Origin of the sequence: Pontibacillus chungwhensis, from assembly GCF_030166655.1 — a bacterium.
Lineage (GTDB): Bacteria > Bacillota > Bacilli > Bacillales > BH030062 > Pontibacillus.
In genome coordinates this window covers 2,618,074-2,642,494 of sequence record NZ_CP126446.1, presented here as the reverse complement: position 1 = coordinate 2,642,494, position 24,421 = coordinate 2,618,074, and the positions used below count along the sequence as shown (strand labels likewise).

Below are 24,421 nucleotides of genomic sequence, written 5' to 3'. Positions count from 1 at the left end.
ATGACAAATATAAAAGTGTGGTAGTTTTGAGCTGTTTCTTTTTCATTACGTTACTAAGCAAAAATGAGTATGAAAGTCATACATATCCAAACTTGCTATCATAATGCATGTATGGGAAAGGAGACAACTTGGCTGAAGTCTCCTTGAGATCAATCTAATCTATGGGATCATGTAAAAGGTTTCTTATAACATTTTCTGATATCTCTAATGGTTTGGTTTCCATAGGACTGGGGGCTGAAATAATAGTGATGTTTCTATTATCTTGGTTTGTATCATTAATTGTCTTGTGTAATGTTACTATCGTGATTTGGGTAAAGTTATCATTAGCAAAAAGTAGACCATAGTTTTCAGAAGTATCGGAATTCTGCTTCTGACTAATATCTGGAATATAACCGGCTCGATTTTGTAAGAGGTTCAGTGTAATTTCAAATTTATTCGAGCCGGAAACATTTGGGGGGATCCGGTTTTTGTCGATCTCAAATGTGCCCTTAAAGATTTTCTCTAGAGTGAGTTTTCTTTGGATTGTGCCTTCAATATGAACCTCAATCGATTCTAGCGTAGGGTTATCAGCTTCTAATTGATAACGAACTCCTTGAAGGGTATGGTGGATAGGTTTCGGGTAGAAAAACCATACAATCCAATCTGTCATAGCGATAAAGACAAGTAAGATAAGAAAAAGAAAGTGTCGAGATTTACGCAAATTCCATCCACCTCAATCCGTTGTAAGTGCTATATACTATCCATATTAAGTCCGCATTGTGAGTCTTTGTGATAATAAAATGTAATCGAATGTTATAAAAAACTCGTATTATTCACCGTTTCATGCTTCCTTTATAATGAGATTATTCTTGAAGAGGAGGAATGAAAATGGAATTTAATGATTTCACAGCTGTGCAAGTAAGAGTGGCTCGTCCAACAGATCAATTTGAAGAGGTTGTAGGTTTTTATGAGAAAGGGATTGGGCTGAGGCGCTTAACCGAATTCTCCGGACATAATGGGTACCATGGAGTTATCCTCGGACTACCAGGCTTATCCTATCATTTAGAATTCACTAAACATGATGACGGAAGTCCTTGTAAAGCTCCTACTCAGGATAATTTACTTGTTTTTTATATCCCTTCTGAAGAAGAGATCAGTAAGGTAACGGCACGACTCGGTGAAATGGGCTATGCGGAAGTAGAACCTGAGAATCCTTATTGGAGGGAGAAAGGAAAAACGATTGAAGACCCGGACGGGTGGCGTGTAGTGCTTATGAATACAAATGGAATTTAATCAAAATTCAGAAGTGATTATATAGCAAAGTGAGGGATGGAAGTGAAGAAGATTGAAGTAAGAAGGTTTGGTGGACCTGAAGTTATGTGCGTAGTTGAAGCGGACCTACCTGAGATCAATGAAGATGAAGTGCTGATAAAAGTAAACAAGGCGAGTGTGAACTTCGCCGATATCAAGAAGCGAAAGGGAAGCGGGACGCAGGGTGTCTTTCCATTTACTCCTGGATTAGATGCGATGGGGGTAGTCGTTGAAAAGGGGCAGAACGTTTCGAAAATCGAAATTGGGCAACGGGTCATTGCGTTTCCGAAAGAAGGTTCATATGCGGAATATGTTGTGGCTAGTGAAACGTTGACGTATAAGGTTCCTAATCGCTTAAACGATGAGACGGCTGCTGCTTGTCCGACTGTTGGTATTCTTGCTTATAAGTTGTTACATGACATTGCTCGCTTACGGTTAGGGGAACGGGTTCTCATTCATGCTGCAGCAGGTGGTGTTGGCACAACGGCCATAGGGTTAGCGAAACAGATGGGAGCGCGAACGATTGTTGGAGTGGTTGGCCATAAGGATAAATTAGAAATAGCCTATCAAGCAGGGGCAGATCATGTTTTTCTTAACGATCGATTTAGTGAAGAGGTCATCACTAGAATGGGAGGAGTGGATGTGGTCTTAGACTCAGTGGGAGGGAAAGTTTCTAAAGAAAGCTTGAATTGTCTCGCTCACTATGGAAGGTTAGTTCAATTTGGAAATGCTGGTGGACACACTGGTCAATTCCAAACGAGTCAGTTACATAAAAGCTGCCGATCTATATTAGGTTATAGTCTAGGTACCACCAGACAAGAAAGACCGGAAACTATTAGGGGGGCAGCACACGAAGTACTTAGGTTGCTTGAGACCAAACAATTACATATACCTGTAAGCAAACAATATTCGCTTGAAGAGATAAGGGATGCCCATGCGTGGGTTGAGTCCCGTAGAAGCATAGGCAAACTGGTGATAAATGTAAATAGATGAGACATTAAGCATCTGGAATGACGGCGTAAATAGCAATGTTCTCTTGGGCAAGTGTCCGCACTACTTCAGGTATTTGCTGCATAGCAATAGAAACAATATACCCATGTTCTCTTGCTTCAATTTGACCGACAAATTGAAGGGATTCTAAAACCGTATAGACAGCTTCTAAATCAGATACTTCAAAATAGACAGGAAAGCGTTCGCCGCTATAATCTAAAGGACTTCTCTCTGTATTCATATCCATCCCCACTTTGTTCATAGTGCTTCTATTATACCATATATTTAGGTGAATTTTGATAGATCAGTATGTTTGACTGACGACCCCAATTAACAAAAATGGGCATTAACTCTAGAATCTTGAAGAGAAACTCATCAAGATTCTTTTTTTATGATTATACATATGAAACTTTTATAGTAGTAAAACGACTGTTACAGGAAAATGAGAAGAGAGGAATAGGTATGAGGAAATATGTAATTGGTATACTTCTATTGATTTTAGTGGGGTGCGGACTTGAAACAGAGACATTCGCTGAATTTTATAGCGGAGAGGTAACTAGAATCGAAATTGTGAGCGGGGAGACCGGGGAAAAGAGATCAATTGAAGATCTTGAGAGGGTCAATCGATTCATAGACCAAGTGGAAGATGTTCAGTTCCATCCTCAGGAAAATCAAGAAAAGCGAGACGGATTTAGGTATTCTATTCGTTTATATAATGAAGATAAAAAGGTATTCGGATGTACATTAACGATGGTGGATGGGCATTATTATGACACGGAACCGGACTTGTATTCAATTGTAGATAAATGGTTTAAAAGGCTAACGGCTCAATAGGTGAAGGAATGCGGAATTAAAGATTTCCTCAATTTTGGCGATAGATAGAAAGAGAGGGTGGGATGTGTCCATTTATATTGAATGATATAGAAAATAGAATGGGATGTAGTGGTTAACAAATAAAGAAATTTATGTATTCCTCCTATTAGGATAGGTTTATTTTTTGCTATAATTATACCAACTATAAATAGAAAGAATGAAAGAAGGGATACCTTGAACGAATACCTTACATCCTTAGATAGACCTATTGAAGCAGTCCGCTATGCAGGGCTTACTGTTAAGTTGCTTTCTACAGGTGATGGAACAGAAGTAATTCATCATACTTTACAAGAAGGTTCAAGATGGTCTATGCAGCCCCAAGAAGGTTGGACAGCCTCTGAGAGTATTTTCATCACTAGTGGGTCATTGAAGGTAACGGTAGATGAGGAGACAAAAGTGCTATCGACTGGTGACGTGGTGTCTGCTTCTCCTATAAAACAAGGTCTTGTATTTCTAGCTTTAGAAGAGACAGAATTTATTTATATATCTTCTCAACCTGTTTTTCAGTTTTTCTCTGAAATCGTAAGGAAAAATCAAGAATTAGCGATCGAAGTAGCGCTTAAAGATGGGTATACGGCGGAGCATTGTAAACGGATAATGCAAATGTCAATGCTTATTGGAGAGAGGATGGAGCTTTCCCCGGGCGATATGTGTACCCTTAATTATGCCTCTTATTTGCATGATGTTGGTAAAATTATGATTCCTAAGTCCATCCTCTTAAAAGAAGGGCCCTTATCGGAAGAAGAATGGGAAGAAATGAAACGGCACTGTACATATGGAAAAGAATTATTGGAAGCGACAGATAGCCCCTATATGAGGGCTTCTGGTACAATCGTGGAACAGCATCACGAACGTTTTGATGGCAAAGGATACCCCAATGGTTTACAAAGAGATGAGATTTCTCCACTGGCGTATATAGTTAGCGTAGTAGATGCCTTTGATGCTATGACAACCGATCGTCCATACCGTAAAGCGATGTCGGTGGAAAATGCTATTGAAGAATTAAATGAAAATGCAGGGACAATGTTTCATCCAGAAGTTGTAAAAATATTTATTGATTTAATTCCAGAATGGAGTAAAATGAAACAAGGGGTGTAAAAAGATGAAAAAAATGGTATATTTCTTAGCGATGACTGCTTTAGCAGCTGGATTGGTAATCGAACCACAGAGTGTTCCGATTCCATTCTTTAATTAATCGAACGAGCTCTTTATTCAAATGGATAAAGAGCTTTTTCATGTCCGTGTATAGCCATATGAGCGGTTTAATAACTAATCTATAATCGAAGCCCCCTCTAAGGACGTGCTACTATGACCCTATTAAAAACATATATAATCGCTTCCATTGGAAGTTTACTATTTTATTTCTTTCAACTGCCTCTTCCCTGGGTGCTCGGTGCAGTTTTTGCGCTTTTACTTTATAAAGTGACTGTTGCCGCATCTTTAGATTCTTCACCGATATTAAAGCAAGTAAGTTTTGCTTTACTAGGAATCCAGCTTGGGTCAGCCTTTACGAAGGGGACATTTACGGAGATTGGTCCGTACTTGTTCCCTTATTTGTTGTTTTCTATTTTGCTCATCTCAATCAGTCTTTTAAACGGATATTTGGTTTCGAAGTGGAGTAATGTGCAAAAGGATACATCGATGCTTGCGACTATACCAGGTGGATTATCTGCATCCATTGCACTAAGTGATGCTCTAGAAAGCAATACCGTTTTGGTCACCATTTTTCATACGATTCGCCTAATGGCTGTCCTTTTTATTATTCCCTTTATAGCAACTCATTTCCTCTCTGGAGGGGATTCGAGTGGTTCGTTCTCATTACCTGATGCTAGTGAAGGGGCATGGTACACATTAATCATTTATATCGCTTGTTTCTTCCTCGCTCGAAAATTAAATAATAAAATTCCGGCAGCCTTAGTTATTGTGCCTATGATCCTAGTAGGAACCCTTCAATCAATTGGAATGCCGATGTACATTCTTCCATCCTTCCTTTTCGTATTAGCTCAAGTAACGCTCGGGGTCGACCTTGGTCATAAAGTATCAGTTAAGGATATAAGAAAAGCGGGGAAGTATTGTCTTATTTACTTCGGGTTATCCTTATGGCTTATTCTCTTATCGTTTGGTTTTGGTTACCTCTTCAGTAAATGGATGGGGGTAAGTTTTGCGACAGGCGTATTGAGTGTGGCTCCAGGAGGGTTATTGGAGATGGCATTAACCGCTCAGAGTGTAGGTGGGGACCCGGCTATTGTAAGCTCCCTTCAACTGGTTCGACTTCTAATTGTTGTTATGATCGTGCCGATAGGGTTGAAATGGTTTCTTGAGAAGAGGTCCTATAGTTGAAGACGGGTGAATAATCCCTATATTTTAGTAAATTAACCTGAAGTTTGAAATTCAGGATTTATTTTCAATAGATTTAATATTTCGAATTTATGGTTAGGTCTTGTTCCTTTCTGTTAGAGCTCTCATTATAAAAAGAGGGGGTCTATGAAATTTCCTAACAAAGATAAAAAAGGTAATTTCATAGATAAATATTGGAAAGGGAGTACAGAATGAACTACAAAAAGATTATGACATCAACAGCACTGGGCGTTACCTTGTTATTAAACCCTATCATGAATGTTGCAGCAGAAACGGGAACGGTAGATGTGAATACGACCTTAAACGTACGAGAGACCCCAACTGACGGAACAATTATTGGATCCTTACAAGATAACAGCGAGGTTCAAATACTTGAACGGCAGGAAGGTTGGGCAAAGGTTCAGTTTGGAGATTTAATCGGATGGTCAAGCTTAAATTTTATCGAAGAAACTGAGGACCTTGGGAAAGTAAGTTTTAATAAAGTCTTTAATATCTATGAGAGTCCAGACACATCAACTAAAATTGGCGCAGCGAAGCCTACTAGTATGGACGTCCTTGAACAAAGGGGCGATTGGTACAGAGTACATACTTACCTCGGTAACACCTGGGTTAAGAAAGAAACGACCCAGTACATTGGTGAAGTATCATTTTCAGAAAACTTCAACATTTATGAGTCACCTGATAAAAGTACAAAAATAGGTGTAGCCAAACCTGTTACAATGGACGTTTTGGAGCAAAGAGGCGATTGGTATAAAGTAAACACGTATTTAGGTCCTTCGTGGGTTTATAAGGGTCAAAGCGAACAAGATTTTGAAACGATCAGAAATGGAACGGTTGTAGCAGATTATCTTAACGTAAGGTCTGAGCCCACACTTCGTGGCTCCTTGAAAGATCAAATTACGGAAGGGACGACTGTGTCCATTCTTCAAACAGAAGGTGTATGGTACTATATCGGGTACGGAAGCTCAAAAGGTTGGGTTCATTCCGATTACATTTCAAATGAAAGTACGCAGGGCATGATTACAGCCGATGTACTAAACATTCGGAGTGCACCGGGTGAATCTGTGAAAGATCAGATTCCTTATGGTACTAAAGTGATGATAACGAAATACAGCGGTGAATGGGCTTATGTTTCCTATGAAGGAAGTGAAGGTTGGGCTCATACCGACTACATACAAGAAACTTCTAATGGTCAATTGTTAGAAGGAAAACGAATTATTCTAGATCCTGGTCATGGAGGGTATGACAACGGAGCTCTAGCAATCGATGATAAGACCCAGGAAGAGGATATTAATCTTGAGTATTCGAAAGAATTACAACAAGAACTTGAATCAATGGGTGCTACCGTCATCTTAACCCGGGATTCAGATGTATATGTAGAACTAGATGACCGTGCAGCGATGTCAGAAGAACATAATGCCGATATCTTTCTGTCCATTCATGCGAATACGATTGCAGACGCTTCTGTAAGTGGGTCAGAGTTGTTTTACAATACAACTCCTTGTGACATCCAAGAGGATTGGTGTGATGAAGGGGAACAAAATGACTACCCGGAAAAAAGCAAAGACTTAGCGACCTCTATTTGGTCAGAAATTAAAGGAGTATTCGGGGAGAGCCCTCGTGGAATCGATGGATCAAATCATTACCGGGTAAACCGAAAGAATACAGTTCCTTCTGTATTAATTGAAATAGGTTTCCTGTCTAATTGGTCTGATCTATCAAATATTAAAGATGAGGCTCATAAAGAAAAGTTTGTAAAGAATCTGGTTAACGGGATCGTGAACTATTTCTAGTAAACTTTAATACGAAATAAATCAGAGCGTTCAGAATCTATAATTCTGAATGCTCTTTTATGTAATGATTGGGTTCTCTGTGATAGGAAGCTTTATGTCGGAGTAGTTTATAGTTGTGTTTTCTGAACTTTCTTCATTTTGATATAAACCCTTAACATGGCATAAATGTAAAAAGCAATTAGAGAAAAGAAGATCCATTTTATAATTGAGACGAACGTATAACCAGGTTGAGCTTGAAGAGATGTAACGCTACCTATGATTAAGAGAAATAACGGAAGCAATAAAGTTAGCAACTGTTTGTATTTAGCCCCTTCTGAGGCCTGGTCTGTGTAAATAACAGAGGTATCTTGACCATCTGATAGTGGTTTTCGAAAATAGTGCCAACCGTGGAAGCGGGTGACATGCTCCCATCCTGCATCTTCAAATAAAGATTTATAATCTTCTAAATCTCGGTCTGAACTCCCTTTATAATCTAGCCTATAGACTTCTTCGATTGAAGAAGATGGTTCAAAAGAATATATACCTAACCTATAAGAAGACAATCTCCATCCATCTTGAGCCATCTCGCTTAACCAATTTTCTTCTTGATCATCTTTCCATGCTGGAAATAGTTTAAATACTTGCTTGCTCATCAGAATCCCCCCTGGTTTCTTAAGATTTTCGTAGTTTATGAACTTTTCTTCTAAAACCAAGATAAGGCATTCCTGTAAAAACGAGCACAATCATAGATACGTAGCCTAAAACAATGCCAACTTCACCGAATATATCGGCCATCCAATTTAAATCACTTAATGGGTATAGCATAAAGAGAGCGATCGTGATGAGCAATGTAGGTAAAGCTGCCCTTCCCATGACTCTTTTCTCTGCTTCGTATTTCTCAATGGTTGATGGTTTGTCCGTATAGATAGGGGTTGTCCCTTCAGGAGCGCTAAATAAATGAATGTAATTAACGGCTGTTGAAACATGAGTCCATCCAGCTTCTTCAAAGTAGGCAAAGTATTCATCATCTGCATCTTTTCGATAATCAACAGCATACTGAAGCGATTTTGACTCGCCGCGCTTACACACATAACCAAATGGAGCTAACTTCTTAGCAATCCAACCTTCTTCAGAAAGAGAAGATAGTTTTTTCATGTCTTCTTCTTCGGAAAAGGCAAGGCCGCCGCTTGCAATATATTTTGTTTTCCTCATTTATTGTTCTCCTTCCTCATTCAGAACCAATCTCGCATGTGCGAGAATATTCTCTCGGCGTTCCATATCTTTCTTTAATAAATGGATTCCTCGCTCTGTCGCGATATACGTTTTACGCTTTCCTGTACCTTCACCTTGTTGTTCAATGAATCCGCCAGAAAGCAATTTCTTAATCGTGGTATACAAAGATGCAGGACCAATAGATACTTTTCCATTCGTGAGTTCTTCAATCCTCTGCATGATTAAATAGCCATGCCTCGCTTCTGTAAGAGAAAGTAATATATAGAAAGAGGTATCTGTCAGTTCACCAGCTTCAAGGGTATCGCTTCTTGCCATAAAAATACTCCCTTACGTTAATTTTATATCATTTAATGATATATCGATAAATGAAATATATCGTTTATTTTTAGGAAAGTCAATCTTTTAAAGGTATATTTTAGAAAAAATAAAGGGTAAATGTCTTAGTTGTAGTTAGGAAGAATAGTAGCCAAGTCGCAGTAAAAGATAAATAATTATACAAGAGGCAATTAAACTACCACCCATAGATGCGGCAACTTTAGATTTCTTCTTCGTTTCAAACCAAACGAAGACACCAATCAAAAAGGTTAAAATGGTGCAAATAAAAAAAGAAGCTTTAGGAGTCGTGGGCGTAATCCAATCGTACCAGCTTAAAAAATCCATCTCATCAACCCTTTACTAATTTGTTTCATAATAACACAAAATTCCAATATATAGGTCGGATGTTCCGGTTATTACATGCCGTGCTAGGTCTTAAAGGGTGAATCCTTATGAACGCCTTAAATTAGATGTCATTCGTTTCGATATTAAAGAAAATTCGAAAACGACAAGGAGACGACCATCTATGAAGAGTAAGCTGTTCGTGTTAGTTATGGCTAGTGTGTTTATGGGAGTATGGATCGGAGGTACGGTTTTTGGTGAAGGGGCCGTAGTGACAGAAGATGAAGTTATGTGTGAAAGCTGTTGGTCCTTCTCTTATATCGATCAAGGATCGGAAGTATTTATTAATGGTAAAGAGGAAGGAAAGTTTTTGCCTGTGTCGACACTTCTAGCACGAGATGCTGCAGGGAAGATGTATAACTATTACAACCTATCGGATGTAACCGAATCAGCCACACAAATTGAAACAGAGGCGACCGTTAGCCGTCCAGTTAGTGAGGTCATCTCCATTCTTGGTAAACAAGGTGATGAGGTAGAGACAACATTAAAAGGAAATAATCAACGATTATTAGCTCTATTAAGAACCCATTTAGAACGCAATGGGTTCACAGCTAACGTAGTGGTAGATTCTGAAATGGGACAAGAAGTATCAATTACCTATACAAAGGGGCAAGCACGGGGATTTTTTACAGAGGCTGACTTAACCTCTTTATCTTCAGTTACGGCGCATGATGCTTCAGATCAGTTTCAGATCTACGGGAAAGCTATCCAAGATGCCTTGAACGAATATACTACACGTAAAAGTGTATGGCTTTGGGATAGTAAGGCGATCTCTGAGCGAGCGGATGAAACGATTCAATTTCTATCAAGTCACCATATAAATCATGTGTATCTTCACTACAATCCTTTAGTGGAAGATTACTATCCTTACTTTATTTCTTCTTTGAGTCAAAAAGGGATTACAGTCCATGCGTTAATGGGAGCACCTCACTGGGGTTTAGAAGAGAATATACCTGAAGGGAAACATAGGATGGACCGCGTGATGGCCTATAATGCAGAAGTTGCAGAGGGGGAAAGGTTTAAAGGGATTCACTTCGATATTGAACCTCATGTTCTAGATGAATGGGATACGAACCGCGAGGGCGTTATCACTCAGTGGTCAAAGGCATCCGAAACCTATGTTCAATACGCAAAGGACAACGGTTTTATTGTCGGAAGCGATTTGCCATTCTGGACGGATGGCCCTAGTGTAGCACCTTATGACCCAGAGTTTTATCAAGATATGATCGATCGCCAGGATTACGTAACAGTTATGGCTTACCGGAATACAGCTCTTGGTTCGAATAGTATAACCTCGTTATCACAAAATGAAGTGCTATATGCCAATTCTGCTAAAGTAGAGGTCGGGATCGAATTACAACCTCATTATTTAGATTATGTCAGTTTTGACGATAAGAGTTATGAAGAAATGGAATATGAGCTAGCGGAAGTAAGACGATACTTTAAGGAATTAGATGCCGATGGATTTATGGGGACAATCTATCATAGTTACACCCAATGGAAAGGGCTAGAAGCGAGGTGAATAGACAGATAAAAGCGTATAACCTATCCTGTTGCGGTCATGGAAAAACTTTGAAATAATAAAAGGGTAGGAGTGGTCGGTATGGATTACTTATTCTATTCATCAAGCTTATTTACACTACTCTTTGCCCTCTTAATCGGTATTGTAGTTTATAAGGTCATGATCAAAAAAGAACGCCCTAGTAACTACTATACTCCCTTTGATCACATTGCAGGACAATCGATTGACGAGTTTCATGAAGAACGTCAAGAGGATGAACAGGAAGAGGAAGAAGATGAGGGAGACGATAAAGATCGTTAAGGTACAAGAAAGAAGATAGCAACGAGGAAGAACTTTTCCGTTTGGGAAGGTTCTTTTTTTAAACATAGATTTTTAGGATAACTAGATAAAGCAGGGGAGTGTCGTAACGAAAGATGGAAGTGTCCGAACGAGCTAGGAGAATGTCAGGACGAAGGGCGAAAGTATCAGAACGAGCTTGGAGAGTGTCGGAACGAAGGATGGAAGCGTCCGAATGAGCCTGAATGGTGCCAGAACGCCGCTGTGAAGTGTCGAGATAAGCCGGGAGAGTGACAAGACTACTATCAAGAGTGTCCGTATAAACCATAAAATGTCAGAATCCCTGAACCCTTGCAGCAAAATATCTCAGGAAGTTTAAACATGTTCTAGCTAACCCCTTATATTTTGAATTATATCCATAGTTTTGAAACAATTGATAAGAGCAGTTATGCCCTGCTCATTAAAAAGGAACCCAATACTGGATTCCCTCTACATAAAGTAAGCCCTGAGCAAGGAAGCCAGGTCTGTGTATCGTTCATATTTTTCTAAATGGTGAGCCATTCCTGTAATGATGACTTTTCTTGGAGATGGAGATTTTAATTCTTGTATTAAAACATCAATGGTTTCTTTGATGGCTGGTTCAGGGTCACTTAAAGCGATCAGTTCTAATTGCTCCAAAAGATCGTCTAAGTTATGCATATTATAGGTGGAAGGTGTCAATTGTTGAATGACGTTTTCTGTAATGACTGGTGGGTCATTTTTATTCGCATACCCTTCTATTAGTGAATCAACTCTATTGGTAATCGATTGAGCTAATAAGTAATAATCAAATTCCACATTGTCGACAATGATTAAATCCATATAGCTTTTTAAAAGGCCTTGTACCATGACGCTTGCTTCCCATACATAAGGTTCAATTCCCTGGCCATAAATGCCGAGTAAATGATTTCTATAAAAAAGGATAGAATGATAGCGCATTCGTCGGATGAAATGTTCAATCGTCTCATTAAAGGGAATGGCTTGTTCTCTGACTTGCATAATGATGAAATCCCGATGTGTAGCGATTTCTTCTATTGTTACCTTAAGTTGATCTGTAAACTTTTCTTTAGGATCCAAAGGCTTTGATGATACTTCATTTATACGGGTTTGCATGCGACGCCAATAATATTCAAATAGTTCATGGAGAAGCTCATCCTTGGAATTGAAATGGAGATAGAAAGCTCCTTTAGAGATCTGACTTGCTTTAACTATTTCCTGGACAGAGGTTGAGCTAAAGCCCTTTTGGGCAAATAAAGTGATGGCGTTCTCGATAATGTTTACTTTCTTTTGATCCATTTGAAAGCCTCCTTTCTGAAGAAAGCTATATTTATTTCTTGACCGCTGACTGACTGGTCATGTATATTGTATATCGTACTGACTAACTAGTCAACGGACGTGTTCGAAGTAAGGAAAGGGGATATAAACATTGAAGAAAATTATTAATTTCTCGATGAACAATAAGTTTGCTGTATGGTTGATGACCATTATTTTGACCGTAGCAGGCTTGTATTCGGGATTAAACATGAAATTAGAAACGATACCAGATATTGATCCTCCCATTATTACGGTGACAACCGTTTATCCAGGAGCCACTCCTGCGGAGGTAGCTGATGAGATAACAGAACCTATTGAACAGCAGGTGCAGAATTTAAGTGGAGTGAAGACCGTTAGCTCAAGTTCATTCCAGAATGCATCAAACTTACAATTAGAATATAGCTACAGTAAAGACTTAGATGAGGCTGAAGATGAACTCCAAGAAGCGGTGAGTTCAGTAGCACTACCTGATGCCGCACAAGAATCAGATGTCTCACGTATTAATTTCAATGCATTTCCAGTAATAAGCATGAGTGTTTTAAATGGGGATGGTAGTTTAGAAGAACTTACCACCACAGTTGAAGATCAAATTGTTCCTGAGCTTGAAGGGCTAGAAGGTGTGGCTTCTGTTCAAGTATCCGGTCAACAAGTGAAAGAAGTTCAAATGAGTTTCAATGAAGAAGCGCTCGCCGAGCGTGGAATGGATAAGGAAACCGTTCAGAATCTAATCAAAGGGTCAAACGTAACGTTCCCATTAGGTTTATACAACTTCGATGATACTCAGAAATCAGTAGTGATGGACGGAAACATTGCAACGCTTGAAGATCTAAAGCAATTACAAATCCCAATGATTCCATCCCAATCCCAAGGTGCACCATCTCAAGCCGCACAACAAGCACCAGGAAGCCAGCAACCTCAGGGAACTGCGCAAGGGCAAGCACAAGGGAACGCCCAAACTCAAGGGAGTGCCCAAGCTCAAGCTCAGGGAATTCCGACAGTTGAGTTGCAAGAAATTGCGGATTTAGAGATTGTAGGGCAAGCTGAATCGATCTCTCGCACAAATGGAGAAGATTCCATATCGATTCAAATCGTAAAATCTCAAGAAGCAAACACAGTTGATGTTGTAAATGCAGTAAAAGACCGAGCAGCTGATTTTGAAGAAGATCTTGATGGCGTAGAATTTGTGTACTCCTTTGATCAGGGAGAACCTATCGAGGAATCAGTAAGTACAATGTTGAATAAAGCGCTATTTGGTGGATTATTTGCGATTATCGTGATTCTGTTGTTCTTACGTAACTTTAGAACAACGCTCATTTCAGTCGTATCCATTCCATTATCTCTATTAATCGCTATTTTGATCCTAAATCAAATGGGTATTACATTAAACATTATGACACTCGGAGCTATGACCGTAGCCATAGGACGTGTCGTGGATGACTCCATTGTTGTAGTGGAGAATATATACAGACGAATGTCCTTGCAAGATGAGAAGCTTGAAGGAAAAGAATTGGTTCGTGCTGCCACACAAGAGATGTTTATGCCGATTCTATCTTCTACTATTGTAACTATTGCAGTATTCCTTCCGCTTGGCTTAGTGCAAGGAGTGGTTGGTCAAGTATTCTTACCATTTGCCCTAACGGTTGTATTTGCATTATTGGCCTCTCTTGTAGTAGCGATTACGATCGTACCAATGATGTCTCATTCGTTACTCAATAAGAAACAAGCGATGAAGAGTCATCATGAAGGTCCTGGTAAACTAGCCAACGCATACCGTTCTGTATTGGATAGCGTTCTAAATCATAAGATTATCACATCGATCGTGGCAATCGGGATTTTAGTTGGAAGTATTGCTCTTGTCCCTCTTGTAGGAACGAGTTTCTTGCCATCTGAAGGTGAGAAAATGGTCATGCCAACATACAGCCCAGCACCAGGGCAAACGATTGAAGATGTAGAAGAAATCGCTCAAGACGCACATGAATATTTTGACGGTCGTGAAGGGGTTAAGACGATCCAATATTCAGTAGGTGGCGAAAATCCGATGAATCCTGGAGCAAGTAACCAGGCGGCATTCTTTGTTGAATATGACGAAGATACGGAGAACTTCGACGAAGAGAAGCAAAAGGTTATTGATGACTTGAAAGCCATGACAGAAAAAGGTGAATGGGCAAGTCAGGACTTCTCTGCCACTGGATCAAGCAATGAGATTCAGGTTCAGGTCTTTGGAGAGACCATGGATGACATTAAACCATATGTAGATGAAGTGAAGACGATCTTGAACGATCAAGAAGATTTACGTGATGCTGATTCCAGTCTTTCTGAGTCTTATGAAGAGTACACGCTCGTTGCCAACCAGAAGAAGTTAAGTCAGCTAGGTTTAACAGCAGGTCAGATCGGTATGGAGCTAAGTCCGAACCGTGAACGCCCGAAAGTTACAACGATTCAAGAAGACGGAGAAGAGCTTCAAGTGTACCTTGAGGTGAAGAAAGACCAATATAATAATATTGATGAATTAACGGATAAAGAAATTCAGACTCCACTTGGTCAATCCGTTCCATTGAGTGAACTTGTTGAGGTGAAAGAAGGTACTACAGAAGATACCATTACGCGTCAGAATAGCAAGGTATATGCAAGTGTAAGTGCCAAATCCACGACAGACGATATCGGTACAGTATCTGCCGATGTTCAAAAAGAACTGGATGAAATCGATCACCCTGCTTCCATTGATCTGAAGATTGGCGGAGTAACAGAAGATATTAATGAATCATTTAGTCAGCTTGGTATTGCTATGCTAGCAGCTATTGCAATCGTTTATGTGGTTCTTGTCATCTTCTTTGGCGGAGCTTTAGCACCATTCGCCATTCTATTCTCCTTACCATTTACGATCATCGGTGCCGTACTTGGATTATTAGTAAGTGGAGAAACGCTTAGTATTTCTGCTATGATTGGTGCGCTTATGTTAATCGGTATTGTTGTTACAAACGGTATTGTATTAATTGACCGCGTGATTCAGCGTGAGAAAGAAGGAATTTCTACGCGTGAAGCTTTATTAGATGCTGGTGCAACACGACTTCGTCCAATTCTAATGACAGCCCTGGCTACAATTGGTGCACTATTGCCATTAGCACTAGGCTTTGAAGGTGGTTCTATCATTAGTAAAGGACTTGGTATTACGGTTATCGGAGGATTAGCAAGCTCCACGCTTCTAACACTTCTAATCGTACCAGTTGTTTATGAAATGCTTAGTAAAATCGGACGTAAGAAAAAGAAAGCGTAATTCACACTCCATGAACACAGAGGTGTGTTAAAAGAAAAACAAACAAAACCGCTTGGATCATAAGTGATCCAAGCGGTTTTATTATAGTTTTGTTTAAAGGTTTCTTAATCCATTTTCTGCTTTACGGCTCTTGAGCTGAATCTTAGTGGAAAGCAGACGCTATTGATCTGCCGTCCCTAAAGTCATGCCCCCGTCGACCACAATTTCTGCCCCTGTGCAGTAAGAGCTCTCATCAGAAATGAGAAAAGCTACCGTTTTGGCGATTTCGTTTGGTTGTCCGATTCTACCGAGTGGCACTGAATTATAAAAGCTTGGGATTCCTTGTCCTTCTGTTGCCATCTCCGTTTCTATACCTCCCGGATGCACCATATTGACTCGGATTCCTTTTGGACCTAGTTCAATTGCAGCTGATTTCGACATGGCTACAACAGCCGCCTTTGTTGCAGCATAGGCAGAGGATTTTTGAATGGGGGCAAAAGCGGATATGGATACATTATTAACGATGGATCCTTTTTGTTGCTTTTCCATTTGTGGAATAACCGCTTGCATTCCGAGGAATACACCTAACTGATTCACTTCAATCATTTGTTGGTAATCTTTCATGCTCATTTCTATAAAAGGCTTTCGGACCAGGACCCCTGCGTTGTTGACAAGGCCGTCTATTCGGCCAAACTTTTCAACAACAATTCCAATAGCAGAGGCCCACTGTTCTTCTGAGGCAACATCTAATTGGACTGGATAAGCTAAAGGACCAATTTCTGTTGCTGTTCGCTCTGCTTCTTCAAGTTTTCTGGCAGCCACAATTGTAGTAGCTCCGCAAGAAGTAAGATGTTCGGCAATCGCTTTTCCCTGACCTCTGTTGGCTCCTGTAACGATGATAACTTGTTTTTTTAAATCTGGCATAATGGTGTTCTCCTTTATCTGGGCATTGGTCGTCATTATAGATGCTCTAGGACAATTTGTACAACTAAGTTGCACCTTTTGCTTCAATCTATACATGGAGGTTGACGTATACTTAGAAAGGGTACATATCATAATCCGGATCGTTTGTAGAAGGATGGCCCCGTTATCTCAGAATAGGTAATGAAGGCGAATGGGCATGCTATTAGTTACAGATCTAACAAGTAAAGGAGATCCATTATGAAGGTACATATAGAAGTTATATATAAAACGTCAAAAGGAGCAGAGGCCGTATTTACTTCAGAATCTCTTCAAGGCGCTCATGCGCTCTTAATCGCAGAGGACTTTGAACGGACCGGTCGTGTGAAATCCATTAAGTTTGTGGATATGTACGAGCAGGAATGGGGCCTGAAGAAATTAAAAGAATATATGAAGGAATACGAAACAGAACCGCATAATATTACGGTTTATTTCGACGGTGGCTTTGATCTTGGAACGAAGATGGCAGGTCTTGGATGTGTGGTTTATTATGAACAGAATGGAAAGTCTTATCGTTTAAGAAAGAATGCGAAAGTAGAAGAATTAGAGTCCAACAACGAAGCGGAATATGCTGCTCTCCATTTAGCTCTACAAGAAGTGGAAGCGCTTGGTGTTCACCATATGCCTATTACGATAATAGGAGACTCACGCGTGGTGATCCATCAACTTCTTGATGAATGGCCTTGTTATGAAGAGTCCTTATCAAGCTGGGCTGATCGAATTGAAGAGAAGTTGAAAAGCTTGAATATACAACCGGAATATAAAGCGGTCTCTCGTAAGAAAAATCAAGAACCTGACCGACTGGCCACACAAGCATTAAAAGGCGTGGAAGTCTCCAGTACAATTGAAACATAACTTTAGACAGGGAGGATTCAGTGCTCGGGACGAATCCTCCCTGTCTTTTGTGCTTTAAAGCACTGATTGGTGTCTGACACCCTTTCCTGCATTAGCGAAGGAAAGGGGGATTTTTAAGATTTTGGGACATATGTCCTTTTGGTAGCGAGCGTTGTTGTATTTTAATAAGAGGAGTGAATGACAACGTTTGGAGGTTATGAAAGTGCAAGGAATTTTATTCTCGTTAATCGCTGGGCTTTTTATTACGATTCAAGGGGTGTTTAACGCTCGCCTTGGAGAAACAATTGGAGTTTGGCATACAACGGTTATTGTACATACAGTAGGTTTACTGCTCTCTGGCACGATCTTCTTGTTTGTGAAAGATGGTCATGTGAAACAAATTAGAGATGTGCAACCCATGTATTTATTAGGGGGAGCATTTGGGGTTTTAATTGTCTTTGGAGAGCTAATGGGGATCTCTTTACTTGGAGCAAGCTTTGCTGTTTCTCTTTTGTTAGTCTCTCAGCTAATGTTTGCTTTTTTAATTGATTCAAAAGGGTTGTTCGGAATGCAGAAAATCCACTTTAGCGGTAACCGTATAGCTGGAATTGCTATTATGGTTCTGGGTATTATTATCTTTAAATTATAGAGAGGTGTAAGGATGAAACAAGTAATCGATCGTTTTAAAATTCGGGCTTTGCTAGATCAACATGAATTGCAACATACTTTTCCGGAATCCTTACAAGAACGCATTCGCTTATATCAGTTTGAAAAGGGAGAAAGGATTTGTACCGAAGGGGAAGAGCTTACCCAGATGTACTTTCTTGTAAAAGGAAAGTTGAAGATTTTTACCGTTTCCGCTGAAGGGAATTCTCGGTTGCTAAGGTTTAAGAATCCTTTAGATATTGTTGGCGATGTAGAATACCTTAAGAGAAATCGTGTGTTTAACACAGTCGAAGCGGTTACAGATGGCTCCGTGCTAGGGATTTCTTATGATGATATTACTCGACTGGCTTATGATTACCCGCCATTCCTTCAATTCCTTCTTCATGAAGTAACACACAAGTTCTATACGGAATCTAATGCTTCGACTCTGAACCATTTAAATTCCGTTGAAACGCGTTTAGCTAGTTATTTTCTCTCGACTGCTACAACCGAAAAGAGTACGTTATTCTATCAGGAAATGAAGACCACCAATTTAAAGGATATCGCTGACCTTATCGGAACGAGCTACAGGCATTTAAACCGTGTCATTAAAGACTTGTGTGAGCAAGGAATTCTTGAAAAGACAGGGAAGCGTATTTACATAAAAGACCATGACTTGCTGCGGGAGCGAGCTCACGGAAACATCTACGAATAGCAGGAGGAGAAGGCATATGCAAGGCATCATTCTTTCCGTCATTGCCGGCGTATTTATTAGTTTACAAACAGTATTCAATTCAAGAGTCAGTGAGAGGTTCGGTTTATGGGCTACAACGACCTTAGTGTTTGTTGTAGGACTTGTAGTCGCGATCCCTGTCTTTCTACTAGTGGGAGAAGGTTCACTCTTTCACCTTGAAAAGGTTAATCTCCTTTATATGACAGGCGGACTCTTCGGAGTGGGCATCGTATATAGCATAATGAGGGGAATACGAGCCCTTGGTCCCGCCTATGCGGTTTCCATTGTCCTCGTGGCACAACTATTATTGGCGCTCATTATTGATACCTTTGGCCTCTTCGGAAGTGAGGTCATTCCATTTAGTATCTCGAAATTAGTGGGGTTATGTGTAATGGTAGTAGGTATTGTTGTTTTCAAGATGAAATGATTAAATTGTTTTAACCTTAAGCCTGTCCTTATTGGAGCGGGCTTTTTTATATAATGATGTAGAATGATGCACATTTATTGAAACTTTTGGAAAGGATGGGGCGTCTATTTAGAGAAAGAGACTGGAATGATACGTGTTTTCTTATAAAATTATAGAAATACATAGGAATTATCAAGGAAAGCATGGTAAAATGTGTAAATAAATGGAGTGAGAATGGAGAGGGTTATATGAAAAAAATAGGAGCTATAGCTGTTCTTACATTAGTCATCCTTTTTGTCATATTTGTCCTGGAACCTAAGCGAGATCCTATTAATACAACAGAGAAAGTGTTTCATGAGACATCCGAATCGAATTCAGAGGGGAAGGACTTTTTGAAAACCTTTGATGAATCCACCGAAGAAGGGGTAACGTCTTATAGACTTGAAGCCCATGATGGTGAGAAGCAGGTTACATATGGAGGGGTGGCAACAGGTGTCACCATTAAACCTAAAATGACATTCCAAATCAAAGAAAAAGGGGATGAGTGGGAAGCTGTTCCACTTCAGTTTAGTGTCGAAGCTGGAGAGGGGGTACGGGTCCTTGAAGAAGAATGGGAGAAAGAACTAACTGGTACTTATTCCTATACGAAATCAATTAGCGTCAAAGGGGATAAGCCATTAAGAAGAGCCCTACCTGTTGGTCAGGCCAAAAAATTAGCGGAAGAGACAACGGTCACATTTCAATTTCCTTCTGAAAACTACAATACTCTTCAGGAGTTGTTAGACGAAAAGGATGATTCAAAGATGTTTGAGGCGATCTATAATCCTAATTTTACTTTTGACCAAGTCATTACATTTACACTAGTTGATCCAGATCATGTGTTCGTTAAGGTAGAAAGTTAAATTCATCAAAGGCATAAAATTTATAAATACCAGGGTATATTTTAAGGAGGCTATCTATGAATCCGGCTGTTATTTTCGATATGGATGGTACGCTTTTTCAAACAGATCTTATACTTGAACCTGCTTTAGAGGAAACGTTTAATCAATTGAGAGAAGAAAATCTTTGGGATTCTGAAACACCACTAGAAAGCTATCGATCTATTATGGGGGTCTCACTTCCTGAAGTATGGAGAACGTTGTTGCCTAACCATACTGAAGAGGAACGTGAAGCTGCTAATGAGTCATTCCAAAAATATCTAGTTGAAGTCATCCATAGAAACAAAGGGGCATTATACCCACATACCAAAGATGTCCTGCAAGCCCTTACGGAGCAATCCTTTTCTGTGTTTATTGCAAGTAATGGAGAAGAGAAGTACTTACATACAATCGTTCAACATTTTGGACTAGAGAAATTTATTGAGGATATTTATAGTATTCAATCTATAAATGGAGGAAACAAAGGGGACCTTATTCGTAAGCTCATGATAGACCATAACATTTCCCGGGGAATGGTAGTAGGGGATCGTAGGTCTGACATCAAAGCTGCCAAATCCAATGGCCTCACTGCAGTAGGTTGTAAGTTTGATTTCTCGCAGGAAGGGGAGTTGGATGGAGCGGATCTGGTGATAGAAGATTTGAGTCGTGTGACGGACGTGGCGTCCTCTCATCTTTTGCACGTGAAAAAAGTTTGAAGTCGCATGTAATTATACATCATCCTTGCGTGACGTCCTTCTTGAGTATAGGGGTTCTGTAACGCAGATAACCGTCTCATGAACTGTTGATCACATTCGCAAGGGGCACCGCCGCGATCATAACAATCGTCATGAGCCTTACAAGCCGCATCAACAGCATTTACGGGGGCACCAGGCCCTTTGCATCCTGGACCGCAGTATTTATAACCAGGGAATAAACAAAACTTTATTGGCATTGTTGTGCCCTCCTCCAATATAAAGATCCGGGAACCCCCAAGAGAATGGAGGTTCCCGGTGCTTTTAATTAGTAGCCGTAGCCACCGCTGAATGCTCCTGCTCCAACAATGATAAGCAAGATAAATAGAACAACGATTAGCGCGAAACCTCCGCCATATCCTCCGCCGTATCCTCCAGACATAACTTCAACTCCCTTCTGTATCAAGCTATTCTTTATGTGTAACGTTGTACTGGACGACGCCAAACAATGGTACGTAAAGAAAAGGTAAACCTGACCTATACAAAAGGTCAGGTGTAGGATATTAGTAAACGAAAGAAGCTCCAACGATGATAAGCAGAATAAACAATACAACGATTAATACGAAGCTGCTACCGTATCCACCGCCGTAGCCACCACCATAACCACAACCGTATGACATACAAACATCTCCTTTCCTTACTAAATGTTGTATAATCCACTTCGTGGACCTTACACTATCTCATCATATGGAATTAGGGAAAAGGTGTGTAGGTGCATCCCTATTCCTGTGAAAATAATCTGTATTTGGGTGTTTGCCTAGCCCTCTACCAAAGGAATGCTCCTGCTAATGCAATACCTGTAATGGCACCTAGTGCAAATGGAACACCGAATCCTCCGTAACCAAATCCGTAATATCCCCAACCTAATCCTCTTGGACCGCCGACAGGTCGAATCCATACATGGCTTCTTGATACGCGTGTGACTTCCCCAACGTGAACACGTCCTCTGGATTCCAAGCGCACGACTCTTCCTTTATAACGGCAACAACGGTTATACATGTTATGAGACATACATATCCTCCTTCCTTTCCTGATATACATATCAGTATGTAGTCATAACTTATGCAAAAGCGTTTTGGTTGGACTAGACGGATCTACTAGATATGACAGAATAGGTGAATAACCAGAGAGGGAAGAGGGGGACTTTTATGGGAATTGTGAGAACAGATGAATGGGTAGAAGAGCTTTTAAGAGATTATGAGGAGAAGCGATCTCAAGATTTATATGAGGGACAGTTAAACAAGATCGGGGTGCCGGTCAGTCACCACTTCCCGTCTTCAAGTCCTGAAGAGGTTACGTACCATTTACAGCAGCATGGTTTATTTCAGCCTGGAGAATGGCGGAAGATGAAACGATTGGTAGGTGACATGAAAGACCGGGGAATATGGGAGACGATTGAGCATGAATTTGTACAGTTAAAAGATCAATGGAAGGGACCAGACATACCGGTTTATATATTTCCTATCACGCGTGGTTATGAAAAAAGGCAAGTTAAAAATAAGAATGGATTAGCGATAAAAGGAGCTGTTTTTCTTTTCCTTACTGCCTCGCATAAACAACAGGAGCTGCGGGCTATATTGGCACATGAATACCACCATGTCTGTAGAATGACCGCACAGGGTCTAAGCGAAGAAACCTTGCGCTTGGAGGATCTGTTAGTCTTAGAGGGGACCGCAGAACAAGCTGTAAAGAGGATCTATGGAAAGGAATGGCTCGCTCCTTGGACTTCAGTGTATAAGGAAAAAGAATGCAAGTCTTATTGGGGAAAGTACATTCTTCCATTATTAGAATCGACAGACCATGAACAGAACATGAAACTAATGTATGGAAAGAAACATGGTCGCCCCCCCAAATGGGTAGGGTATAATGCGGCTTATCACCTAGTGAATGCATATTGCAGGACTAAAGGTTTGCATGATCTTAGCGATCTATTTCAAGTTTCTGCTGAAGAAGTCATCAAAGAGTCCTCATTTGTTAAAAGCCAATTGTAAAAACTCTCCTCCTATCAAGGGGGAGAGTTTTTTTGAATAATAAAAGTTATCCTAAATGACATCTAAAAGTTCGAAATCCAAGGTGTTTCTTGCTGATTTCAACAAGCTCAGCGTGTTGGTCCCATAAATCATATAGAGATTCAGGGATGTTAGGGCTTAAATTCATATCGGATAGAGCACTTTCATTTAAATTAGACGGAATGTTTAAACATTCAATATTTGTGAATCCTGCTCGATTTAATTCTTCTTTCCACTCGGACTCTAAATAAATAGCTTGGATGTGATAGAGATTCATAATTTGTTTTTTCAAAGAGTCAGGAATGGGGTGTTCTGCAGTCATCTCAAGAAATAAAACGGTGCCTTTTGGGGTAAGGACACGTCTTATTTCTTCAAGAGTTCTAGGCATATCTGTAAAAGCAATGGTGGATTCTGTGAAGATAAAGTCGAAGCTATGGTCAGGAAAAGGCAAGTCTTCAGCATCGCCTTCTAAAAATGTAACATCTGCTTGTCGCTCATTAGCTTTTTGGATCATGATTGGATGCTGATCAATCCCCGTTACTTCACATCCAAATGTATCTCGGATATATTCTGAGGATTGCCCTGTTCCACAACCAAGGTCTAAAACATGGAGGTCACTAGTTAACTTCTCTCCGTTAAAGATCTGTTTACTCAGCTCAAATCCACCTGGATGAGCCCCGCCTATGCCGAAGTACGCTAATAAATCTAGATAATGGTTCGTCATCACTATTCTCCTGTTTAATCATATTTCTATTAAACTATGTGAATTGGATGGCTTCGTGAAAATAAAAAAGCAACCAGTCTGATGAACAGGCTGGTTGCTTTTATTTACAAATTAATGTGACCAAACTTCCCGTTAATGCCTTCCCCTTCTGATAAGGAAAGGGTTCCGTTGCCGAGCTTCCATTCATAGGAAGGATTACCCGCTAAGTCTTGTGAATGTTCGGGCTCCCCGAGCTGATAGAATAAGGTCCATTGATGAAGGGCAGCTTCTAAATCCTGGACTCCCACATGAATGGTTTCAAACGGTATTGAGTTTAAGTCCTGTGGATCAGTTGGTCCGTTCTGTTTCTCTCCCCACTCAATGATAAAAGGAAGGGGGAAAGCGCTCTCGGCTTTAGGAAATAACATGCGCCAGCTAAGCTCTTGACCATCCGGGGTCGTACGACTTCCCTTGAAAGGCCCTTCGTAATTCAGGTTTTCTGCTTCCCAATGTTCGATGAGCTCGTCCATTTGGGAAGTCCTCAGTGCAAACGTAAAGGGTCCTTCGATTTCTTGGTCATGGGTCTCTAAAGCTTGTTGAATGAGTGGATTATCAGACTGTGAGGCTTTCTCGTAATCTGTAATCCCAATCCATTCTATGTAGGCACCATTTTCAAAGAATGCTAAGTGGTTATAGGTTCCCCATTCCTTATGCTCGCCCCCCTTTTGCCCGCGTATTCCGTGTTTACCTTTCATATCTTGCTGAGATTTTTCAGGAGATTTCGCCAGTACAACTAAATGATCAAAATCCATGTCCACGCCTCCT

29 protein-coding genes and 1 pseudogene are annotated in these 24,421 nt (G+C 40.2%); 16 read left to right on the top strand and 14 right to left on the bottom strand.

The window, feature by feature from the left end; genetic code table 11:
• Positions 1–154 precede the first annotated feature (154 nt).
• Entirely contained in the window at positions 155–700 is a 546-nt protein-coding gene (locus tag QNI29_RS13785; RefSeq protein WP_231417083.1) for a hypothetical protein, read from the bottom strand.
• 167 nt (positions 701–867) lie between these two features.
• On the opposite strand from QNI29_RS13785, the gene QNI29_RS13780 reads away from it, so the two are divergent.
• Positions 868–1,272 carry a VOC family protein gene (locus QNI29_RS13780; RefSeq protein WP_231417082.1) on the top strand — a complete coding sequence of 135 codons (405 nt, stop codon included), beginning with the start codon at positions 868–870 and terminating at the stop codon, positions 1,270–1,272.
• Between the two features lie 42 nt (positions 1,273–1,314).
• Positions 1,315–2,283 (top strand): quinone oxidoreductase family protein, encoded by a 969-nt coding sequence (locus tag QNI29_RS13775; protein WP_231417081.1) that lies wholly within the window; start codon positions 1,315–1,317, stop codon positions 2,281–2,283.
• Between the two features lie 4 nt (positions 2,284–2,287).
• On the opposite strand, the gene QNI29_RS13770 is transcribed toward QNI29_RS13775, so the two are convergent.
• A complete protein-coding gene (locus QNI29_RS13770; protein ID WP_231417080.1) occupies positions 2,288–2,521 on the bottom strand; it encodes a hypothetical protein in 234 nt (77 codons plus the stop codon).
• A 221-nt stretch (positions 2,522–2,742) separates the two neighbouring features.
• On the opposite strand from QNI29_RS13770, the gene QNI29_RS13765 reads away from it, so the two are divergent.
• From QNI29_RS13765 to QNI29_RS13750, 4 genes are all read left to right on the top strand, one after another.
• Positions 2,743–3,114 carry a hypothetical protein gene (locus QNI29_RS13765; protein ID WP_231417079.1) on the top strand — a complete coding sequence of 124 codons (372 nt, stop codon included), beginning with the start codon at positions 2,743–2,745 and terminating at the stop codon, positions 3,112–3,114.
• A gap of 213 nt (positions 3,115–3,327) precedes the next feature.
• Positions 3,328–4,251 carry an HD domain-containing phosphohydrolase gene (locus QNI29_RS13760; RefSeq protein ID WP_231417078.1) on the top strand — a complete coding sequence of 308 codons (924 nt, stop codon included), beginning with the start codon at positions 3,328–3,330 and terminating at the stop codon, positions 4,249–4,251.
• Between the two features lie 210 nt (positions 4,252–4,461).
• The gene (locus tag QNI29_RS13755; RefSeq protein WP_231417077.1) at positions 4,462–5,493 is read left to right on the top strand and encodes an AbrB family transcriptional regulator; all 1,032 of its coding nucleotides are present in this window, start codon (positions 4,462–4,464) and stop codon (positions 5,491–5,493) included.
• 209 nt (positions 5,494–5,702) lie between these two features.
• Entirely contained in the window at positions 5,703–7,304 is a 1,602-nt protein-coding gene (locus tag QNI29_RS13750; protein WP_284526495.1) for an N-acetylmuramoyl-L-alanine amidase family protein, read from the top strand.
• A 107-nt stretch (positions 7,305–7,411) separates the two neighbouring features.
• Here QNI29_RS13750 and QNI29_RS13745 read toward each other — a convergent pair whose 3' ends face one another.
• The 4 genes from QNI29_RS13745 to QNI29_RS13730 form a co-directional block, all read right to left on the bottom strand.
• Complete coding sequence (locus tag QNI29_RS13745) at positions 7,412–7,936, bottom strand: DUF2812 domain-containing protein (protein ID WP_231417075.1); 525 nt, start codon at positions 7,934–7,936, stop codon at positions 7,412–7,414.
• A 19-nt stretch (positions 7,937–7,955) separates the two neighbouring features.
• The gene (locus QNI29_RS13740) at positions 7,956–8,495 is read right to left on the bottom strand and encodes a DUF2812 domain-containing protein (protein ID WP_231417074.1); all 540 of its coding nucleotides are present in this window, start codon (positions 8,493–8,495) and stop codon (positions 7,956–7,958) included.
• Positions 8,496–8,831, bottom strand: a complete 336-nt coding sequence (locus tag QNI29_RS13735; RefSeq protein ID WP_231417073.1) for a PadR family transcriptional regulator — start codon at positions 8,829–8,831, stop codon at positions 8,496–8,498.
• A gap of 135 nt (positions 8,832–8,966) precedes the next feature.
• Positions 8,967–9,176, bottom strand: coding sequence for a hypothetical protein (locus tag QNI29_RS13730; RefSeq protein ID WP_231417072.1), 210 nt, complete (start codon positions 9,174–9,176; stop codon positions 8,967–8,969).
• 181 nt (positions 9,177–9,357) lie between these two features.
• On the opposite strand from QNI29_RS13730, the gene QNI29_RS13725 reads away from it, so the two are divergent.
• Both QNI29_RS13725 and QNI29_RS13720 read left to right on the top strand, forming a co-directional pair.
• Positions 9,358–10,755, top strand: coding sequence for a poly-gamma-glutamate hydrolase family protein (locus QNI29_RS13725; protein WP_231417071.1), 1,398 nt, complete (start codon positions 9,358–9,360; stop codon positions 10,753–10,755).
• 81 nt (positions 10,756–10,836) lie between these two features.
• Positions 10,837–11,055 (top strand): DUF3951 domain-containing protein, encoded by a 219-nt coding sequence (locus QNI29_RS13720; protein ID WP_231417070.1) that lies wholly within the window; start codon positions 10,837–10,839, stop codon positions 11,053–11,055.
• A 465-nt stretch (positions 11,056–11,520) separates the two neighbouring features.
• Here the strand turns inward: QNI29_RS13720 and QNI29_RS13715 are convergent, their stop codons facing one another.
• Positions 11,521–12,366, bottom strand: a complete 846-nt coding sequence (locus QNI29_RS13715; RefSeq protein WP_231417069.1) for a TetR/AcrR family transcriptional regulator — start codon at positions 12,364–12,366, stop codon at positions 11,521–11,523.
• A gap of 130 nt (positions 12,367–12,496) precedes the next feature.
• Here QNI29_RS13715 and QNI29_RS13710 point away from each other — a divergent pair, with 130 nt between their 5' ends.
• On the top strand, positions 12,497–15,658 hold the full coding sequence (locus tag QNI29_RS13710) for an efflux RND transporter permease subunit (RefSeq protein WP_231417068.1): 3,162 nt from the start codon (positions 12,497–12,499) through the stop codon (positions 15,656–15,658).
• Between the two features lie 159 nt (positions 15,659–15,817).
• Here the strand turns inward: QNI29_RS13710 and QNI29_RS13705 are convergent, their stop codons facing one another.
• Entirely contained in the window at positions 15,818–16,561 is a 744-nt protein-coding gene (locus QNI29_RS13705; RefSeq protein WP_231417067.1) for an SDR family NAD(P)-dependent oxidoreductase, read from the bottom strand.
• Between the two features lie 237 nt (positions 16,562–16,798).
• Between QNI29_RS13705 and QNI29_RS13700 the strand changes: the two genes are divergently transcribed.
• The 6 genes from QNI29_RS13700 to QNI29_RS13675 all read left to right on the top strand — a co-directional run bounded on the left by QNI29_RS13700 (position 16,799) and on the right by QNI29_RS13675 (position 20,848).
• Positions 16,799–17,452 (top strand): reverse transcriptase-like protein, encoded by a 654-nt coding sequence (locus tag QNI29_RS13700; RefSeq protein WP_231417066.1) that lies wholly within the window; start codon positions 16,799–16,801, stop codon positions 17,450–17,452.
• 196 nt (positions 17,453–17,648) lie between these two features.
• A complete protein-coding gene (locus tag QNI29_RS13695; RefSeq protein ID WP_231417065.1) occupies positions 17,649–18,080 on the top strand; it encodes a DMT family transporter in 432 nt (143 codons plus the stop codon).
• A 12-nt stretch (positions 18,081–18,092) separates the two neighbouring features.
• Positions 18,093–18,791: a Crp/Fnr family transcriptional regulator gene (locus tag QNI29_RS13690; RefSeq protein WP_231417064.1), complete on the top strand. Its 699-nt coding sequence runs from the start codon at positions 18,093–18,095 to the stop codon at positions 18,789–18,791.
• Between the two features lie 16 nt (positions 18,792–18,807).
• The gene (locus QNI29_RS13685; RefSeq protein ID WP_231417063.1) at positions 18,808–19,236 is read left to right on the top strand and encodes a DMT family transporter; all 429 of its coding nucleotides are present in this window, start codon (positions 18,808–18,810) and stop codon (positions 19,234–19,236) included.
• 227 nt (positions 19,237–19,463) lie between these two features.
• Positions 19,464–20,117: a hypothetical protein gene (locus QNI29_RS13680; protein ID WP_231417062.1), complete on the top strand. Its 654-nt coding sequence runs from the start codon at positions 19,464–19,466 to the stop codon at positions 20,115–20,117.
• Between the two features lie 56 nt (positions 20,118–20,173).
• Entirely contained in the window at positions 20,174–20,848 is a 675-nt protein-coding gene (locus QNI29_RS13675; protein ID WP_231417061.1) for an HAD hydrolase-like protein, read from the top strand.
• Here QNI29_RS13675 and QNI29_RS13670 read toward each other — a convergent pair.
• The 4 genes and pseudogenes from QNI29_RS13670 to QNI29_RS13655 all read right to left on the bottom strand — a co-directional run bounded on the left by QNI29_RS13670 (position 20,821) and on the right by QNI29_RS13655 (position 21,895).
• On the bottom strand, positions 20,821–21,084 hold the full coding sequence (locus QNI29_RS13670) for a phospholipase (protein ID WP_231417060.1): 264 nt from the start codon (positions 21,082–21,084) through the stop codon (positions 20,821–20,823). The genes QNI29_RS13675 and QNI29_RS13670 overlap by 28 nt on opposite strands.
• Before the next feature lie 68 nt (positions 21,085–21,152).
• Positions 21,153–21,266, bottom strand: a complete 114-nt coding sequence (locus QNI29_RS13665) for a YjcZ family sporulation protein (RefSeq protein ID WP_231417059.1) — start codon at positions 21,264–21,266, stop codon at positions 21,153–21,155.
• Between the two features lie 121 nt (positions 21,267–21,387).
• Positions 21,388–21,459, bottom strand: a pseudogene (locus QNI29_RS21190) (YjcZ family sporulation protein); the annotation flags it as partial.
• A gap of 190 nt (positions 21,460–21,649) precedes the next feature.
• Entirely contained in the window at positions 21,650–21,895 is a 246-nt protein-coding gene (locus QNI29_RS13655) for a hypothetical protein (RefSeq protein WP_231417058.1), read from the bottom strand.
• Positions 21,896–22,032: 137 nt separating this feature from the next.
• Here QNI29_RS13655 and QNI29_RS13650 point away from each other — a divergent pair, with 137 nt between their 5' ends.
• Positions 22,033–22,875 carry a DUF2268 domain-containing putative Zn-dependent protease gene (locus tag QNI29_RS13650; protein ID WP_231417057.1) on the top strand — a complete coding sequence of 281 codons (843 nt, stop codon included), beginning with the start codon at positions 22,033–22,035 and terminating at the stop codon, positions 22,873–22,875.
• Between the two features lie 46 nt (positions 22,876–22,921).
• On the opposite strand, the gene QNI29_RS13645 is transcribed toward QNI29_RS13650, so the two are convergent.
• Both QNI29_RS13645 and QNI29_RS13640 read right to left on the bottom strand, forming a co-directional pair.
• Positions 22,922–23,617, bottom strand: coding sequence for a class I SAM-dependent methyltransferase (locus tag QNI29_RS13645; RefSeq protein ID WP_231417056.1), 696 nt, complete (start codon positions 23,615–23,617; stop codon positions 22,922–22,924).
• A 104-nt stretch (positions 23,618–23,721) separates the two neighbouring features.
• Entirely contained in the window at positions 23,722–24,408 is a 687-nt protein-coding gene (locus QNI29_RS13640) for a VOC family protein (RefSeq protein ID WP_231417055.1), read from the bottom strand.
• Positions 24,409–24,421: the final 13 nt, after the last annotated feature.

Bases quoted from the DNA above. Each gene is read 5' to 3' on its own strand.
- QNI29_RS13735 (WP_231417073.1), bottom strand. From the start codon at position 8,831: ATGGCAAGAAGCGATACCCTTGAAGCTGGTGAACTGACAGATACCTCT.
- QNI29_RS13780 (WP_231417082.1), top strand. From the start codon at position 868: ATGGAATTTAATGATTTCACAGCTGTGCAAGTAAGAGTGGCTCGTCCA.
- QNI29_RS13730 (WP_231417072.1), bottom strand. From the start codon at position 9,176: ATGGATTTTTTAAGCTGGTACGATTGGATTACGCCCACGACTCCTAAA.
- QNI29_RS13725 (WP_231417071.1), top strand. From the start codon at position 9,358: ATGAAGAGTAAGCTGTTCGTGTTAGTTATGGCTAGTGTGTTTATGGGA.
- QNI29_RS13700 (WP_231417066.1), top strand. From the start codon at position 16,799: ATGAAGGTACATATAGAAGTTATATATAAAACGTCAAAAGGAGCAGAG.
- QNI29_RS13640 (WP_231417055.1), bottom strand. From the start codon at position 24,408: ATGGATTTTGATCATTTAGTTGTACTGGCGAAATCTCCTGAAAAATCT.
- QNI29_RS13665 (WP_231417059.1), bottom strand. From the start codon at position 21,266: ATGTCTGGAGGATACGGCGGAGGATATGGCGGAGGTTTCGCGCTAATC.
- QNI29_RS13770 (WP_231417080.1), bottom strand. From the start codon at position 2,521: ATGAATACAGAGAGAAGTCCTTTAGATTATAGCGGCGAACGCTTTCCT.
- QNI29_RS13690 (WP_231417064.1), top strand. From the start codon at position 18,093: ATGAAACAAGTAATCGATCGTTTTAAAATTCGGGCTTTGCTAGATCAA.
- QNI29_RS13720 (WP_231417070.1), top strand. From the start codon at position 10,837: ATGGATTACTTATTCTATTCATCAAGCTTATTTACACTACTCTTTGCC.
- QNI29_RS13670 (WP_231417060.1), bottom strand. From the start codon at position 21,084: ATGCCAATAAAGTTTTGTTTATTCCCTGGTTATAAATACTGCGGTCCA.
- QNI29_RS13675 (WP_231417061.1), top strand. From the start codon at position 20,174: ATGAATCCGGCTGTTATTTTCGATATGGATGGTACGCTTTTTCAAACA.
- QNI29_RS13685 (WP_231417063.1), top strand. From the start codon at position 18,808: ATGCAAGGCATCATTCTTTCCGTCATTGCCGGCGTATTTATTAGTTTA.
- QNI29_RS13645 (WP_231417056.1), bottom strand. From the start codon at position 23,617: ATGACGAACCATTATCTAGATTTATTAGCGTACTTCGGCATAGGCGGG.
- QNI29_RS13715 (WP_231417069.1), bottom strand. From the start codon at position 12,366: ATGGATCAAAAGAAAGTAAACATTATCGAGAACGCCATCACTTTATTT.
- QNI29_RS13745 (WP_231417075.1), bottom strand. From the start codon at position 7,936: ATGAGCAAGCAAGTATTTAAACTATTTCCAGCATGGAAAGATGATCAA.
- QNI29_RS13740 (WP_231417074.1), bottom strand. From the start codon at position 8,495: ATGAGGAAAACAAAATATATTGCAAGCGGCGGCCTTGCCTTTTCCGAA.
- QNI29_RS13650 (WP_231417057.1), top strand. From the start codon at position 22,033: ATGGGAATTGTGAGAACAGATGAATGGGTAGAAGAGCTTTTAAGAGAT.
- QNI29_RS13705 (WP_231417067.1), bottom strand. From the start codon at position 16,561: ATGCCAGATTTAAAAAAACAAGTTATCATCGTTACAGGAGCCAACAGA.
- QNI29_RS13750 (WP_284526495.1), top strand. From the start codon at position 5,703: ATGAACTACAAAAAGATTATGACATCAACAGCACTGGGCGTTACCTTG.
- QNI29_RS13695 (WP_231417065.1), top strand. From the start codon at position 17,649: ATGAAAGTGCAAGGAATTTTATTCTCGTTAATCGCTGGGCTTTTTATT.
- QNI29_RS13755 (WP_231417077.1), top strand. From the start codon at position 4,462: ATGACCCTATTAAAAACATATATAATCGCTTCCATTGGAAGTTTACTA.
- QNI29_RS13680 (WP_231417062.1), top strand. From the start codon at position 19,464: ATGAAAAAAATAGGAGCTATAGCTGTTCTTACATTAGTCATCCTTTTT.
- QNI29_RS13655 (WP_231417058.1), bottom strand. From the start codon at position 21,895: ATGTCTCATAACATGTATAACCGTTGTTGCCGTTATAAAGGAAGAGTC.
- QNI29_RS13765 (WP_231417079.1), top strand. From the start codon at position 2,743: ATGAGGAAATATGTAATTGGTATACTTCTATTGATTTTAGTGGGGTGC.